This window comes from uncultured Cyclobacterium sp., assembly GCF_963976465.1.
Lineage (GTDB): Bacteria > Bacteroidota > Bacteroidia > Cytophagales > Cyclobacteriaceae > Cyclobacterium.
This window is the reverse complement of sequence record NZ_CAXBOC010000066.1, coordinates 1-15,332: the sequence shown is the minus strand read 5'-3', so window position 1 is coordinate 15,332 and position 15,332 is coordinate 1. Positions and strand designations below refer to the sequence as shown.

The following is a 15,332-nucleotide window of genomic DNA, read 5'->3' as shown; positions in this document are numbered from 1 at the left end:
GTTGGATCCACTGCCTGCAGTCCAAATTCAACCGCTTTTTTTATTCTGGTCTCATTTACCTCAGAGATAATCACATTTGCACCGGTATTCTTAGCGACCAAAGCCACCAATAAACCTATTGGTCCACCACCTAACACTACAGCAGTTTCTCCAGATACCAAACCACTCATTTTCACATCGTGAACAGCCACTGATAAAGGTTCAATTAGAGCTGCCAATTTCAAGTCAGTTTCAGGTTTCAGCTTATGCAATACAAAAGCCGGAACATTCCAATATTGCTGCATGGATCCCGGACTGTCAATGCCTATAAACTTAAGTTCTGCACAAATATGGTTATACCCCTTATCAGATGGTTTTACTAACCTGTCATCCAATGGCCGCACCACCACTTTTTCTCCTACGGAGTAGTCACTGACATGCTCCCCTACAGCATCTATGGTTCCTGACATCTCATGTCCAATGGTTTGGGGGATAGCTACACGCTTGTCCATCATGCCATGATAAATGTGGACATCTGTCCCACAAACACCGGTGTAAGCTACCTTGATGCGTACTTCATCCGCTTTGAGGGTTTCCAAATTTTTATCGATTACAGAAAAAGTGCCATTCCCTTTATAAACTGTTGCTTTCAAAATAGTATTGGTTAAATTAAAATTTCTTTATTAATCATTGCATAAAGCAATCTGTAGAATGTTTAAAAATCAGGGTAAATATATGACCCTATAGGATTTCATAAGTAAAACGTATCATTCCTTTTTGGGTTTTTAAGGATATTATCCCATCTAAAAAGAATGCTATGCTAGTTTAGTGCAAGGTATAACTTATCAGGCAGAATGCTTGTTTTTAATTTTGTGGACGCTGTTGGTCATCTTTTTTTCAGCCACCTGCGATTGCAAATAATCAGCCCTCAACTTGGTAGCCAATTGGTATTCCCCGGAATGATGCCATCCCGGAGGTTTGACCATGTACAATAACTTGTTTTTCCAGCCGGGAGCATTGATAACATCCTTGTAAAGAGCTACAAATTCACCAAAATAAACGTCCATAAAGTTACCGGAATCCATTTCTCGCGTGATACCATATTCTATTTTGACTTTGTCATCCTCGTTCTGTAAAGTACCGAAGACCTTGTCCCAGATTAGTAAAAAATTGCAAAAATTGGTATCCATGTACAGCGGGTTTTTGGCGTGATGCACCCTGTGGTGGGAAGGAGTAAGGATAAACCTGTTGAGAAATCCCATTCGTCCATCTTTCATTAAGTTTTCACCCACATGGATAAAAGCACCATAGGTCCCATCAATAAACATAATTACAAATAACATTTCCGGAGGAACTCCGAGCAAAATACAAACCGTGGTACGAATGGTATCTGCATAAGGTGCTTCCAAGAAAAAATGCGCATAAGTAACAGAAAGATTCATGTTTTCCGGTGCGTGATGCGTAGAATGCAGGCACCAAAATAGACGTACCTTATGGCCCCAGTAATGGTAAAGGTAATGCGCAAACTCCCAGACAATATATCCATAGATAAACCAGTACCAAGTCAATTGGGCATTAAAAAGAGCATAGGGTTCCAACCACCCAATAAGTAAAACCACCATGGCAATGGCGATAAACCTACCGACAACCCTATTGAAAACATAAATCAGGAAATTGACTTTATAAACCTTGGTATGTGGTTTTTTATAAATCAAACTTAAACCCAATTCCATCAAGACAAGTAAAGGAATAATTGGGAAAATCAATGAAGTGATACCGTCGTAGGTTTTAAAAGCTGCATAGTCCCCGGAACTTAAGATTTCCATCAAGCGGTCAATTCCTAAAAATCCGGTTATTTCATTGAGTAAATTGTATAATAATTCCATTTTAATAATAAGGTGATCAAGGTTAATCGATGACGAATCAACTGTTCTATTATAATTTCCAGTCTTACACCATCGGCATTGGGTTATAAATAATTATGGTTTTAAGGCAAACCATCTGTTTGCATTTTTATAATAAACTTTGTCTACAACTTCTTTTGGCAATTGAATGCCTTGAAATGGTGAATTAATTAAGTCGCTTTCCATCATGTGGTCAGTGACAAAATATTCCCAATCTCTTTTCCAGGTATTATCCATCCTGTTTACCAGCGAAGCTTCAGTCATTTGGCCATTGTCTGCCAAGTCTGTTCCGTACATGATTCTGTCCTGGTATTTAATAAAGAAGTCCCTTACTTTCTCTCTATTTTCAACTGTTTGAAAGAAAACCTGCCCCATTCTAGCCGCAAGGCCAATGGCCATGTTGGGAAATTTTTCAAACCTTGCCGCCAAAGAATCTACACTGTACTCAAGGCTTCCCATATGTGCCCCAACAAACCTTAAGTTGGGATGTTTTTCGAGCATCCTGTCCCTACTGGCAATAATTTCCTCATGGGAGGGCATACCAGGTTGTTTGTACATATGGTATTCCGGGTGTTTCTCAAAATAGGTTCTGTCATTATTGGTAGTCATTTCTTCCAAAGGAAGCCAGCAATTTTTTGGTTCGCCCAAATGTCCCAGCAATGTTTTTCCACTTTGTTGAATGTGTTCAAATATAGGATCGAATTTCTTATCATCTATGGTAATTAGATTACCTGATGAATCCCTTGAAACCATGCCTATGTTTTTCCAGACCTTCACTCCCACTGCTCCTTCATTAAAACAACTGTCAAGCCATCCAATCACTCGATCCTCCCAAGCCGGATCATCCCAGTCTGACACCGCAAAAGCAGTAACCAGATCAACTGTTTCCGGATTTTGTTCTTGTTGGTTCTTGCCATGATTGTACTTAAAGTAAACATCCCCCCAGCCTTTATTGATCTCAAGTGCCACATTTACTAAATGAAAGTTATCCGTTTTCGCTTTTTCTACAAAAGTGGGCCTGACTGCCGTAATATGGATATGTATGTCGGTCTTTTTGACCGATGAATAATCCTCCATTAAATAAAAGGAATCCTTCTCAGTACATGAGACAAGTAATCCCAAAGCAAAAACTATAGATAATATTTTTTTCATTTCAATTAAATATAAATATTCAGTCAATAACATAGAAAATGATTAATTTCGGGCACATTTATTTATAGAAAAGATTGACTCTAAAGGCTCATATTGAAGCATTGATTGATCCGACCCATCTCTGATTTTCACGATAATTTGGCATAATTTAAAGTAAAAAATTACCAGTAAGAAAAAATCCATGAAAAATTATTTTTTAATCATCTATAAAATTAAAAAAAATAGTATACTTTGAACCTCAAATTTTAACCAAATCCATTTATTCATTGGTTAAAATAGCTTATCATCAGAACCTTTACACTTTTAATTAAGTGTAACAAATTAAATTTTAATGCACTTATCAGGAAAATCATTCCAATACCTGCTCATTGTTGTGGGACTACTTATCAGTTGCAATCAGGAAAAATCTTATACAGAAGTCTCACCATTAGAAAGAATGGACCCAAAGCGGATGGAAACACCCTATCCGGAGGTTTCAATACCTGAATCTGCAGATCTTACATCTCCCAGGTGGAAAGGGATAGACCTTAGTCCAGTTGCGCCCTTAAACCCTCTTTCCGCATTAGAAGAACAAAAAACTTTTGTTCTACAGCCTGGGTATTCCATGACACCAATCCTTACAGAACCCCTGATCAAAGAACCTGCAGCCATTCAGTTTGATGGCAATGGAAGGATGTATGTACTTGAATTAAGAAGCTATATGCAGGATATCGATGCAGTGGGTGAGCTTTTACCTACCAGTCGTATTTCCAGATGGGAAGACAAAGACAATGATGGAATTTATGAAGATGGTGTTGTCTTTTTAGACAGCTTGGTTTTCCCAAGGTTTGTGGTACCATTTGGGCCAGGAACCATTTTATCCATGGAGTCTAACGAAGACAATGTATACAAATACACAGATACTGACAATGATGGCAAGGCAGACAAAAAAGAGTTGTTTGCCACCGGACTGGGTAGATCAGGAAATGTGGAGCATCAAACCAGTTTCCTTACTTGGACCATGGACAATTGGATGTACAGTACTTATAATTCAAAACGGATCCGTTGGACACCTGATGGTGTAATTCAAGAACCAACAGGAAACCCATATGGCCAATGGGGTGTAACTCAGGATAACTATGGGCAAGTATGGTTTCAAGATGGTGCAGGAGGAGTTCCAAGAAATTTTAACTTCCCTATCGTTTATGGCAACTACGCTGTAAAAGAACAATTTCAAAAGGATTTTAGGATTCCTTTCAGTTTAGTAAGATTAGCTGATTTTGAACCGGGAATGAGAGAAACAAAACCGGATGGCTCTCTAAATAATGTTACAGGTGCTGCCGGAAACGATGTCTTTAGAGGAGACAGATTACCAAAAGAGTTGGTCAACCAATATTTTTATGGGGAACCTGTAGGTAGAATAGTAAGGCAGGTTTATTCAGAAAAAAAGGAAGGAATTACCTCTATTCAAAACCAATACCTTGATATTGAATCTGAGTTTATACAATCTACGGATCCTTATTTCAGACCTACAGATATGGCTACTGCCCCTGATGGTACCATGTATATTGTAGACATGTACCGTGGCATTATTCAGGAAGGAAACTGGACCCAGGAAGGAAGTTACTTGCGCACCAAAATTCTTCAGTACCAAATGGATGATGTAATTGAGAACGGAAGAATATGGAGGGTATCTTATGAGGGAATGGAAAGAGACAAAACCCAGCCAAGAATGTTTGAGGAAAGTGCAGCAACGCTTGTCAAGCATTTGGAACATCCCAATGGTTGGTGGAGAGACAAAGCACAGCAGCTCCTTATCCTACGACAAGATCATTCAGTTGAGTCAGACTTAGTGAAAATGGCTCAAAGTTCAGACAACGAACTGGCTAGAATTCATGCCTTGTGGACTTTGGAAGGTTTAGGCCTTCTTAATAAAGATTTGGTTTTGGATTTTTTAGAAGATGAAAGTATAAATATCCGAATCCAAGGCCTGAGGGCAGGTGAAACCTTGTACAAATATGGAGAGAAAAGCCTCGAAAAATCATATATAGAAATGACAGCAGATGCAGATCCATCGGTAGTCATTCAGGCCCTTCAAAGTGCTTATATTTTAAAAATCACGGATTATGAGGCTTTACTAAAAAAATTGCAAGCATCAAACCCTGCCAAGGGTGTACAACTGGTAACCAAACAGCTATTAGAAAAAATTGATAAAGCCAAAAAAATGGCAGAAACGCAATATTCACCTGAGGAACTTGTTTTGTTTAATCAAGGGAAAACGATATTTGATAGTTACTGTGCCACTTGTCATGGAGTAAAAGGCTTGGGTACCCCTACAGGTGCTGCCGGCGGACAATTGATTGCTCCGGCCTTCTCAGGTTCTCCACGAATTCAAGGCCACCCTGAATATATTGTTAAAACGCTGCTTCATGGCCTAACCGGTGCCATAGAAGGCAAAGAATACGAAGGTGTAATGATTGCCATGAGTAGCAATGATGACCAATACATCGCTTCCGTGGCATCATATATTAGAAATGAATTCGGAAATTCAGGAAGCTTTGTAACTCCCGAATATGTAGCAAAAATCCGTAAAGAAACCGAAAAGAAGGATGGAAATTACCAATACAATGCTTTGCTTGCTGAAGTACCCAAAGCACTTGCCCCACAAGACAATTGGAAAGTAACTGCCAGCAGTACATCTTTACAAGGAGTGGGATCCACTAGAGACCCTTCCTATGTATTTGGGTTTAAAGGTTGGAAAACCGATGGAAACCAAAAGAAGGGCAGTTGGTTTCAGGTGGAGTTACCACAAGCAGCTGCACTTACAGAAGTATCTTTTGAAACAGGAAATGATGAATACCCTAGAAAATTCAAGGTATCCGTTTCTATTGATGGCAAGCAATGGGCGGAAGTAGCTGAGAGAACCGGTGAAAATGGCGCCATAACCATTTCCTGGTCAAACAATACGAAAGCCAAATTCTTAAAAATTGAAAATTTGGAAGACGCTGACAAGCCTTGGAGCATGCGAAAATTAAGTTTATTCGCCAGGTAATGGCCTTTAATGACAAATCATCGCAGTGATAGCGATGATTTGTCATCATTGTTTTAATGAAACATCGATTGTCATTTTTTTTCTAGAATAAGCACTAGAATTTCTATTACTGGGCAAAATCAGAACTTAATCTTATAGTTTGATATTTCTGAGGTAGCCCTGCTCCCGTAAAGGTCTTCAGGCATTCCCAATTCATAGGGAGATGGTTTCATCCAAGTACTCCTTACCCCTTCCACTATTAATTTACCTGAAAGATCTACCGTTACAAAGGCATACAATGGGTTTTCATAAGCAGCAATATGTGGTAGATTGGGATACTTTTCGTACGCTTCTTTGGGAAATCTGTCCAAACTGGTATATTTATCTCCTATCCATTGATAAGACATGCTATTAATTTCAATATAATCTATCCCGTTAAGGTGGCGGTGAAAATCAATATGGTTATGTCCATTGAAACAACAGATAACTTTCTCAGCCTGTGCTTCCATAATTTCTTGTAGTCGCAAACGATTATTTACCCCCCATTGGTGGTGCCATAGACTTTGATGAGAAAGTACAATTGTGGGTAGTTTTGTCGCTTTTAGGTCATCCTCAAACCATTCGATCTGTTCGTTATCAATAAAAGTTCGCATGGAACTATCTACATAAAAATTGGCATTTTTATAATCGATGAATTTTCCATCTTGGTATAAAAAATTGGCGTCTAAAACAATAAAGTGGATCCCTTTTATATCATAGGAATAATAGGTTTTAGGCATACCCCAGAAATCCAGCATTTCTTCTTTGGATTTCGATCCATGTCATGATTCCCAAGCACATGGTATTTTGGACCTTTAAAAGTTTCCCAGATATCCATAAAATCCTTGTTTTTATTGTCCTTCATACAAAAGTCTCCCAACTGGACAACCATATCCATCTCAGTGTTTAAGGACTTATCAATAAACGTTTCCAATCGTTGATTGGCATCAGGAATTAAATCTTTATGTACATCAGCTACCAATCCGAAGCGCAATATTTGATTTTTCACCTTATTCGTAGCATGAGCTTTAAAAGACAATGTGGTAAAAGGAAGACCGGTTAGAAGAGCTCCTGCTCCAAATTGATTCAAAAATTTTCTTCTGTTCATGAATTTGATATATTGGTTCATTTATATAGTTAAAAAGGCCAAATTATCTCAATTGACCATTTTAAGTCAATTCGTTAATTTAAAATAAGCTGTTTGTTTCTTACTAATACAATCTTTTTTTATAGCTCTCTTCCAGTACGGTTTGTATCTCTTCCTTAGAAAAATTTGAGCTATTGATATGATCAGCCAAAACTTTCGCCACTATTGGGAGCTGTGCTTTCTCCGGCCAAGTCTCTGGTTCCCATAATTTAGATCTTAAAAAAGCTTTTGCACAATGGATGAAACATTCTTCGACTTCTACAATTATTCCTACCTCCGGACATTTGCCATTAACTTCATATTTATGCAATAAGTCTTTGTCACGGGTTAAAATGGCCTTGCCATTGATCCGAAGTGTTTCCTTCAAACCCGGAATAATAAATATTAATCCAATATGGGGATTAGAAAGAATGTTTTCCAAGGAATCACAACGCTTGTTGCCGGGCCGCTCCGGTAATACAAGGTATTGCTCATCCAACACATCTACAAAACCGGAGGGATCTCCTCTAGGGGAAACATCACAACTGCCATTTTCGTTGGCAGTACTAATAAATAACATGGGAGATTTGGCAATAAATTCTTTGCAATGTTCGTCAATGAAATTGATGGACTTTTTTTGCACCAACTCCCTAGGAAATCCCATCAACTCTCTCAACTCATCTATACTTTTAATTTGATTTTTAAATGTAACTTTCATTGAATTTTGATTTACTTTCCCGGTAAAGTGATGGTTCGCTTAAGACATCAAATGATTTTTTTATCAATCATTCGAAACTAAATTTAAAAATAATTCCTCATTTATAGCCTAATAAAATTAGGATAGGTTTTTTAAGATTATTAAAGGTTTTTTATTTGATGAGGTAATGCTTTACCTCAAAAAAATGAATAAATTGATGGATTTTTAAGGGGAACTATTTGTAAATTGATCAGCTTCTATAATTAGGAAATGCCTGATCGGATAAGACCAAAAGCGATATTAATTATGGGGCCTGAATTGGAAATCAAACTTGAAGAAAGAAGCATTAAGCCAACTACCATGAGATTATTGGTTTTAAAGAAATTGGTGGAATCCTCAGTGGCAGTTAGCCTCAATGACCTTGAAGGCAAATTTGATCGGGCAGATAAAGCCACATTATACCGAACCCTAAAAACTTTTGAAAAGAATAAACTGATTCACAGTATTGTAGATGGGACAGGTGCTGTTAAATATGCAATATGTGAAGAGGGCTGTGCCTGCGAGCCTAAAGATCAACATACTCATTTCCATTGTATTAAGTGCAATGAGACTTTTTGCCTTACCCAATCCAAAATTCCGCAAGCAAACATCCCAACAGGGTTCAATGCTTTAAGCGTAAGTATGGTTTATCAAGGCGTTTGCAATCAATGTTCTTAACCAATTTCACCTTAATTTGGTCATGACCGGATTATTTTTTTTAGCTTCAATGTCTTAAAGTCTAGAAATTTATTTAGGAAGAAATGGTAGTAACCTCTTCCTAAATAACAAAGTCAGGGTTCAACAATCTTTGGTATTAATAAGAATAATCGAAACTATCTTGATGACCTATTTCGGAATCAATTTGCATCAAACACCACAATGGTATAATTCGTATTTACCAAGGTATTTGACTAAATTGGCTCATATGAACCAATTTCTAAAACAGCAAAAAATGGAAATCTTCAATAAAAAATTCAGATGGTTTATCGTTCTAGGTATGCTCTTTCTCTTGAAGCCTAGATTCAGTCAAGGCCAAACCGATACCCTTTCTACACCTTCAGATAGCATTATGATTACCATCATGATGAAACACCACCAAGATAAAAACATTGAAGAATTAAAAGAGATCCGAAACAAAAATGGATTTTTGGAAAAATTTCCACCAACTTCCGCTCGAGTAATCAATTGGTATGTAATGATGGGAATCGGTCAAGTGGTCACATTAAAGATTCCTGCAAGTGAACTCCGAAATCTTAATATAGCGGTAGAGCAAAGTGTTTGGGGAGCCTTCTCAACCGAGTTCTATCCCACCTACGACCTTTACCCTGTAATTAAAGAAGCCAAAGAAAATTTAAATAAGAGTCAGTAAAGTTAAACTTAATTCAACAATTCTTATCCAACTGATTTACTGATCATTAAAGCATATTTTTTTAATGGTTGATTACGGGGTTAAAAGAAATTGAAGCTTAATAAAATCGAGATGAAAAACAAAATTTGCCTAATTACAGGGGCCAATGCAGGCATAGGATTTCAAACTGCCAAATCACTTGCTGCAAAAGGGTTTAAAGTGATCCTGGTTTGTAGAACGAAAGAAAAAGCCCTAATGGCCATAGAAAAAATTCAGGCAGATCAGGCCAAGGCTGACTTGGATTATGCCATTGCCGACTTAAGTTCTCAAGCGGATATTAGAACCCTAGCCAAAAATATCCTCAGTCGTTATCCAGTATTGGATGTGCTGATCAACAATGCCGGTAGTTGGTATTCTGACATGCAATTAACGGCGGATGGAATAGAACGACAATGGGCCATCAATCACCTTGCCCCATTTTTACTAAGCCATTTATTATTGCCCCTGCTGTCAAAAGCGAAAGATCCAAGAATTATCACGGTGAGTTCTGATTCTCACTTTCATGGGAAAATTCATTTTAAGGATGTCAATCTTACAAACAATTATCATGGCCTGCGCGCTTATGCACAGTCTAAGCTGGCCAATGTACTTTTTACGAAAGCTTTTGAACGGCTCAAACCGATTAAAAAAATTGCAATTTATGCAGTTCAGCCGGGCCTAGTTAAAACCGATATAGGCTTAAAGCATACCTTTTCCTTTCATGGATTGATGTGGAAACTAAGAAGACTTACCGGCAAAACTCCTGCCCAAGGAGCTGCAACCTCCATTTTTTTAGCTTCAGATAAGGGTGTAAAAGGTATTTCAGGTAAATATTGGGACAAATGCAAACCAAAATCCAGTTCCAAAAAAGCCAACTCTATCCCTGATGCTGATCGGCTTTGGACCTTAAGTTGTGAGCAATGTGGAATTGCTAATTATTTTGGAAATATTGCTTAATGGGTACTGTATACCCTAAAAAGGCGCTCAAGCAGTCGCATCTTTTGGGCTGTTGGGAAAATCCGTGATATTTTCACCAGTAGCCAATTGATTTTACCGGGTATAATAATGGTTTTTCCATTTTCTAAACCTTCCAAAGCAATTTTAGCCACTTCATCCGGCATTAAAACTACCAATTTGGCTCTGCTACCGTGTGCTTCCATACGACGTAAACCTTCAGGGTTTGTCACCACCGGCCCGGGGCAAACTACAGACACCTTTACCGGCCCATTTTTCAATTCTTCCCTCAGTGCAAGGGAGAAGGCATATACAAAGTTTTTACTCCCAGTGTATACGGCCTTATAGGGTAAGGGTAGATTCGCCTCCATGCTGCTCATATTTAAAATATAGGCGCATTTTTGCTTTTTAAGTAAGGGTAGAAAATAATGACACATCCGAACCAGAACTTTATTATTCAGATTTATAATTTGTAGCTGTTTATCCAAGTCAATATTCTCGAACTTCCCTCCCGTTCCTATTCCGGCATTATTGATCAGCATTTGAATAGAGAATCTATTTTCCTGACAAAAGGCAAACAATTTTGTAACAGCATAATCTTCCGTTAAGTCGATGGAAAAAAGGTGTACTTTTACCTTATAAAGCGATAAAATATCATTTTTCACCTCATTCAGAAGGTTGTCAGGCAAGGCTACCAAAATAAGGTTCATGCCTTTCGCGGCACAAGCCATGGCAAAAGCCTTTCCAATACCCATACTTGCTCCGGTAATTAAGGTGTAGTTTTCCTCTTTCATAGGCTTAAGATAAAAAATCCGATTCAATTACTTCACTAATCCTCGGTTAGGAAATAAAATATCTTTTCACTGTGAAAATTTTAACCTTTTCATCCCCTTTGTTTATCTTTATGCCCTATGCAAAACAATGATGTGATAAGAAGTTTAAGGTACACCTTCGATTTTGGAGATGACCAAATGATTAAAATTTTCAGCCTCGCTGAACTTGAAGTAACCCGAGCAGAAGTGAGCGATTGGTTAAAGAGAGATGATGACCCGGAAGCAAAGCCTATCAGTGATTTTAAGTTGGCCGTATTTTTAAATGGCTTGATTAATTATAAAAGAGGCAAAAAGGAAGGCCCACAGCCGGTGCCTGAAAGCAGACTTACCAACAATCAAATCATTCGGAAAATAAAAATCGCACTCCAACTACAAACTGAAGATATCATTGAAATTTTAGCTTTGGCTGGGAGGAACATGAGCAAGCATGAAATAAGTGCTTTTTTTAGAAAACCCGATCAACACCAATACCGTCTTTGCAGGGATCAGGTATTAAGGAATTTTTTACAGGGGCTGCAAAAAAAATTAAGGGCAGCTTAGAGAAGCACACCCTATTAAGGTATTTGATATGATAAAGGTTTTCTTGTCCTCCCTCCTGATTTTGGCTTGCTTGCCCGGTTTTAGCCAAGTTTTGAAGCAACCGATTCCCGACAAAACTGTGGTCTTGACCTTTGATGATGGGGTAGCCAGTCATTATTCCAACGTAGCACCTTTATTGTTGGAATATGGTTTTGGAGGAACCTTCTTCGTTTGTGAATTCCCTCCTAACTTTTCTGACAGTACGCTTTATATGAATTGGCGGCAGATTCAACAATTGGATAGGATGGGTTTTGAGGTGGCCAATCATACCCACCACCATGCACCTGTAGGCAAATTATCTGAAGAAGAGATTCTACAAGAAATCGACTATATAGAAGAAAAATGCGATTCCTTGGGAATTAAAGCTCCCCTTGGCTTTGCTTATCCGGGTTATTCCATGAGTGAAACTGTACTGAAAGTTTTGGCCAAGAAGAATTATTTATTGGCCAGAGCAGGAGGAGAAAGGGTATACAAGCCATTGGAGGATCACCCTTATCTAATCCCTAGTTGGGCCACTGAGCCCGAAAATGAAAAGGAAATAATGGAAGCCTTAAAGCAGGCAAAGGATGGAAATATTGTGGTCCTTACCATTCACGGTGTACCGGATCTTGAACACCCTTGGGTAAATACCCCCTCTGACATGTTTAAAAGGTATTTGGAATTTTTAAAGGAACACCAATATAATGTAATCTCGCTGGAGCAATTGACTGGGTATATTGATTTAAAAGAAGCAAGAAATCAAATCAAAGCCAACCTAAATAAACGGTTGAAAAACTAAGTAACCTATAAATAAAGGTTGAATGCAAAGGTGTTTTAAGTCGCTTTAATAAATATCAATTATTACCTGAGATAGGCCCTTTACCTGGGAACATTCCTCTAATTTGATAGTCAAAAATATACTTAATTATATGTGATTGGTAGCTAATTAGATGCTTTGCCGTACAAGTAAAAGATTTGGTTTTTACAAAATAAAGCAGTAGTCTTGTCTTGAAAAGGGCTTTTTTACGTAAATTGCTCTTTAAATTTTACTTTGTAGCTTTGAATTACAAGAATTTCAATTAATCATAAAATTTATACAACAATCATGTCCAAAAAAGTAGTTACTCTTGGTGAGGTAATGCTTCGCCTTTCTACCCCTGATTTTAAGCGTTTTGTACAAACTGATTCATTTGACATAACCTATGGTGGTGGTGAAGCTAATGTAGCTGGAGCCCTTTGCAATTATGGGCTGGAAGGAACTTTCGTGACTAAGGTGCCTGACAATCCAATTGGCCAATCAGCCATCAATCATTTACGTAGGTATGGTGTGGACACACAATTTATTGCCAGAGGCGGAAAACGACTAGGAATCTATTTCCTGGAAACCGGTGCTTCTATGAGAGCTTCTCAGGTAGTATATGACAGAGCTGATGCATCCATTTCAGAAGCTGAAATTTCTGACTTTGATTTTGATAAAATATTTGATGGTGCTGTTTGGTTTCATACCACAGGTATCACTCCTGCCCTAAGCGACAAAGCTGCGGCTTTGACTGAAGCTGCCCTAAAGGCTGCAAAAGCAAAAGGTGTTACCACCAGCATTGACTTGAACTACCGTAAGAAATTGTGGAGCAAGGAAAAAGCCAAGGAAGTGATGACCAGACTTTGTCAATATGTGGATGTATGCATCGGAAACGAAGAAGATGCTGAAACCACCTTAGGCTTCCATAGCAAAGAAACTGATGTGACCAAAGGTGAGTTAAACCTTGAAGGATACAAAGATGTCTTCAAACAAATGAAAGAGAAATTTGGATTCAAATACATCGCTTCAACTTTAAGAGAAAGTTACAGTGCGTCTGACAATGGTTGGAGTGCTTTGGTATATGATGGTGACGAATTTTACCATTCCAAAAAATACGACGTAAGAATTGTTGACCGTGTAGGTGGTGGAGATTCATTTGCAAGTGGCTTGATCTTAAAGATGCAACTGAGTTTGCTGTTGCTGCTTCTGCATTAAAACATACCTTCCCTGGGGACATGAACCATGCAACACTTGCAGAGGTTAAAGTTTTAATGGGTGGTGACGCCAGCGGTAGGGTTCAACGATAGTAACTGCTAAAGCAAATTTCATGATACTTGATACCTTATCCAATGCAAGCAGATACTACAGTTTGCACCCATTGTTTGAAAAAGCTTTTGCTTTTATTCAGTCCAATAATCTGGAGGAAATAGAAGATGGCAAATACGAAATTGATGGGGGTGGGTTAATTGCTGCTGTATTTGAAAAAGCAGCAAAAACTGAAGCTGAATCCAATCAGAAATTTGAATGTCATGACAAGCACATAGACATTCAAGTATGTATCAAAGGTAAAGAAAGCATTGGTTGGAAACCCAGAGAAAAATGCACTAAAATAAAAGGCGAATACAATCCCGATAAGGATGTATCTTTTTATGTGGATTCTCCGGAAATGTACTTTGGTATGGAACACGGGCAATTTGCAATCCTTTATCCTGAAGACGTTCATTCTCCGTTGATTGGCGAAGGCAGTATCAAGAAAATGGTTGTTAAAGTTAAAATCTGACAATCACACATATATCATTAAAAATCAACACTTTAATAAAGATTACCTCGGGAATTTCCTGAGGTAATTTACTTTAAATTTAATCACGATGAGTAAAAACGAAACCATATTAAAAAAAATAACGGATCAGGCCATCCTTCCTCTTTATTTCAATGCAGATGAAACCGTAAGTATTGAAGTTCTTAAGGCCCTTTACACTGCTGGAATTCGCGTGGTGGAATACACCAATAGAGGTGAAGCTGCTTTGAACAACTTTAAGAAAATGGTTGCTTTGAGGGATAGCGAAATGACCGACCTATTGTTGGGTATCGGTACCATCAAAAATGCTGAGATGGCAGAGACATATGTGGATGCCGGTGCAGATTTTATCATATGTCCGGGCTTGGTTGAAGAAGTTGTAGAGGTAGCGAATAAGCATGGGATGATATGGATTCCAGGTTGCATGACGCCATCTGAGATCATCAGAGCGGAGAACCTTGGTGCAAAAATGATCAAATTATTCCCAGGTGATATTTTAGGTCCTAAATTTATGGCCGGTATCAAATCTTTGTTCCCGAATTTGATCTTTATGCCTACAGGTGGTGTTTCTCTTGACAAGGACAACGTTCAGGCTTGGTTCTCTGCAGGCGTTAGTGCGGTAGGTATGGGAAGTAAATTGGTCAGCAAACAATTATTACAAGATAAAAATTACACGGAAATTCACGAGATGGCTAAAAAAGCCATTGCATTGGTGAATGAAGTAAAAGGGTAATTTACAAAGTTTATATTAATTCAAAAGCGGCCAAATTAGGGCCGCTTTTTTTTATTCAAGGCGTTACAAATTATCGTTGAAAGTCCAGGCTTAATTAAAGGATTATTCAGCAGGTTTCATATTTCTAATTGCAGCTATTTTCCACTGTTTCCCCTTTTTCACTGTCACAAAGGAACTCCACATTTTTCGTTCTGTTCCATCGGCATTTTTAATTGTATACCGGGCATCGGCTATTGCCACATCCTCTTTAACATAACGCACCCTTTCTACCTTCAAAACCCTATCCCCCGGATTACTGCGGGAGCTTGCGGCCATCCCTTTGAC

The 15,332-nt window shown here is 38.3% G+C and carries 16 protein-coding genes and 1 pseudogene; 9 read left to right on the top strand and 8 right to left on the bottom strand.

All coding sequences use genetic code 11. The features are described from left to right. The 3 genes from AAC037_RS05815 to AAC037_RS05805 form a co-directional block, all read right to left on the bottom strand. A partial coding sequence (locus AAC037_RS05815; protein WP_339902099.1) for an alcohol dehydrogenase catalytic domain-containing protein occupies positions 1 to 632 on the bottom strand: 632 nt, incomplete at its 3' end. A gap of 192 nt (positions 633 to 824) precedes the next feature. Further along, positions 825 to 1,865 carry a sterol desaturase family protein gene (locus tag AAC037_RS05810; RefSeq protein ID WP_339902098.1) on the bottom strand — a complete coding sequence of 347 codons (1,041 nt, stop codon included), beginning with the start codon at positions 1,863 to 1,865 and terminating at the stop codon, positions 825 to 827. A gap of 93 nt (positions 1,866 to 1,958) precedes the next feature. Next, positions 1,959 to 3,035 (bottom strand): amidohydrolase family protein, encoded by a 1,077-nt coding sequence (locus AAC037_RS05805; protein ID WP_339902097.1) that lies wholly within the window; start codon positions 3,033 to 3,035, stop codon positions 1,959 to 1,961. A 331-nt stretch (positions 3,036 to 3,366) separates the two neighbouring features. Between AAC037_RS05805 and AAC037_RS05800 the strand changes: the two genes are divergently transcribed. Next, positions 3,367 to 6,066, top strand: a complete 2,700-nt coding sequence (locus AAC037_RS05800) for a discoidin domain-containing protein (RefSeq protein WP_339902096.1) — start codon at positions 3,367 to 3,369, stop codon at positions 6,064 to 6,066. A 119-nt stretch (positions 6,067 to 6,185) separates the two neighbouring features. Here AAC037_RS05800 and AAC037_RS05795 read toward each other — a convergent pair whose 3' ends face one another. From AAC037_RS05795 to AAC037_RS05785, 3 genes are all read right to left on the bottom strand, one after another. Then, positions 6,186 to 6,842: a hypothetical protein gene (locus tag AAC037_RS05795; protein WP_339902095.1), complete on the bottom strand. Its 657-nt coding sequence runs from the start codon at positions 6,840 to 6,842 to the stop codon at positions 6,186 to 6,188. Continuing rightward, positions 6,794 to 7,192 (bottom strand): metallophosphoesterase, encoded by a 399-nt coding sequence (locus tag AAC037_RS05790; RefSeq protein ID WP_339902094.1) that lies wholly within the window; start codon positions 7,190 to 7,192, stop codon positions 6,794 to 6,796. The genes AAC037_RS05795 and AAC037_RS05790 overlap by 49 nt, the downstream gene beginning before the upstream one ends. A gap of 103 nt (positions 7,193 to 7,295) precedes the next feature. Then, positions 7,296 to 7,928, bottom strand: coding sequence for a pyridoxamine 5'-phosphate oxidase family protein (locus AAC037_RS05785; protein WP_339902093.1), 633 nt, complete (start codon positions 7,926 to 7,928; stop codon positions 7,296 to 7,298). 249 nt (positions 7,929 to 8,177) lie between these two features. Here AAC037_RS05785 and AAC037_RS05780 point away from each other — a divergent pair, with 249 nt between their 5' ends. The 3 genes from AAC037_RS05780 (at position 8,178) to AAC037_RS05770 (ending at position 10,290) form a co-directional block, all read left to right on the top strand. Beyond that, positions 8,178 to 8,624, top strand: coding sequence for a transcriptional repressor (locus tag AAC037_RS05780; RefSeq protein ID WP_339902092.1), 447 nt, complete (start codon positions 8,178 to 8,180; stop codon positions 8,622 to 8,624). Positions 8,625 to 8,898: 274 nt separating this feature from the next. Beyond that, positions 8,899 to 9,315, top strand: a complete 417-nt coding sequence (locus AAC037_RS05775; RefSeq protein WP_339902091.1) for a hypothetical protein — start codon at positions 8,899 to 8,901, stop codon at positions 9,313 to 9,315. 111 nt (positions 9,316 to 9,426) lie between these two features. Then, positions 9,427 to 10,290, top strand: a complete 864-nt coding sequence (locus AAC037_RS05770; protein WP_339902090.1) for an SDR family NAD(P)-dependent oxidoreductase — start codon at positions 9,427 to 9,429, stop codon at positions 10,288 to 10,290. On the opposite strand, the gene AAC037_RS05765 is transcribed toward AAC037_RS05770, so the two are convergent. Continuing rightward, positions 10,287 to 11,081, bottom strand: coding sequence for an SDR family oxidoreductase (locus AAC037_RS05765; protein ID WP_339902089.1), 795 nt, complete (start codon positions 11,079 to 11,081; stop codon positions 10,287 to 10,289). The two genes, AAC037_RS05770 and AAC037_RS05765, sit on opposite strands and share 4 nt — an antisense overlap. 117 nt (positions 11,082 to 11,198) lie before the next feature. Between AAC037_RS05765 and AAC037_RS05760 the strand changes: the two genes are divergently transcribed. The 5 genes from AAC037_RS05760 to eda all read left to right on the top strand — a co-directional run bounded on the left by AAC037_RS05760 (position 11,199) and on the right by eda (position 15,008). Continuing rightward, on the top strand, positions 11,199 to 11,660 hold the full coding sequence (locus tag AAC037_RS05760) for a DUF1456 family protein (RefSeq protein ID WP_339902088.1): 462 nt from the start codon (positions 11,199 to 11,201) through the stop codon (positions 11,658 to 11,660). 28 nt (positions 11,661 to 11,688) lie between these two features. Beyond that, on the top strand, positions 11,689 to 12,477 hold the full coding sequence (locus tag AAC037_RS05755) for a polysaccharide deacetylase family protein (protein WP_339902087.1): 789 nt from the start codon (positions 11,689 to 11,691) through the stop codon (positions 12,475 to 12,477). 306 nt (positions 12,478 to 12,783) lie between these two features. Further along, positions 12,784 to 13,692 (top strand): sugar kinase, encoded by a 909-nt coding sequence (locus tag AAC037_RS05750; RefSeq protein ID WP_339902086.1) that lies wholly within the window; start codon positions 12,784 to 12,786, stop codon positions 13,690 to 13,692. Between the two features lie 112 nt (positions 13,693 to 13,804). Beyond that, the gene (locus AAC037_RS05745) at positions 13,805 to 14,257 is read left to right on the top strand and encodes a YhcH/YjgK/YiaL family protein (RefSeq protein WP_339902085.1); all 453 of its coding nucleotides are present in this window, start codon (positions 13,805 to 13,807) and stop codon (positions 14,255 to 14,257) included. Between the two features lie 88 nt (positions 14,258 to 14,345). Then, positions 14,346 to 15,008: a bifunctional 4-hydroxy-2-oxoglutarate aldolase/2-dehydro-3-deoxy-phosphogluconate aldolase gene (gene eda, locus AAC037_RS05740; RefSeq protein WP_303611208.1), complete on the top strand. Its 663-nt coding sequence runs from the start codon at positions 14,346 to 14,348 to the stop codon at positions 15,006 to 15,008. A gap of 102 nt (positions 15,009 to 15,110) precedes the next feature. Here the strand turns inward: eda and AAC037_RS05735 are convergent. Further along, a pseudogene (locus tag AAC037_RS05735) lies at positions 15,111 to 15,332 on the bottom strand (DUF4440 domain-containing protein); the annotation flags it as partial.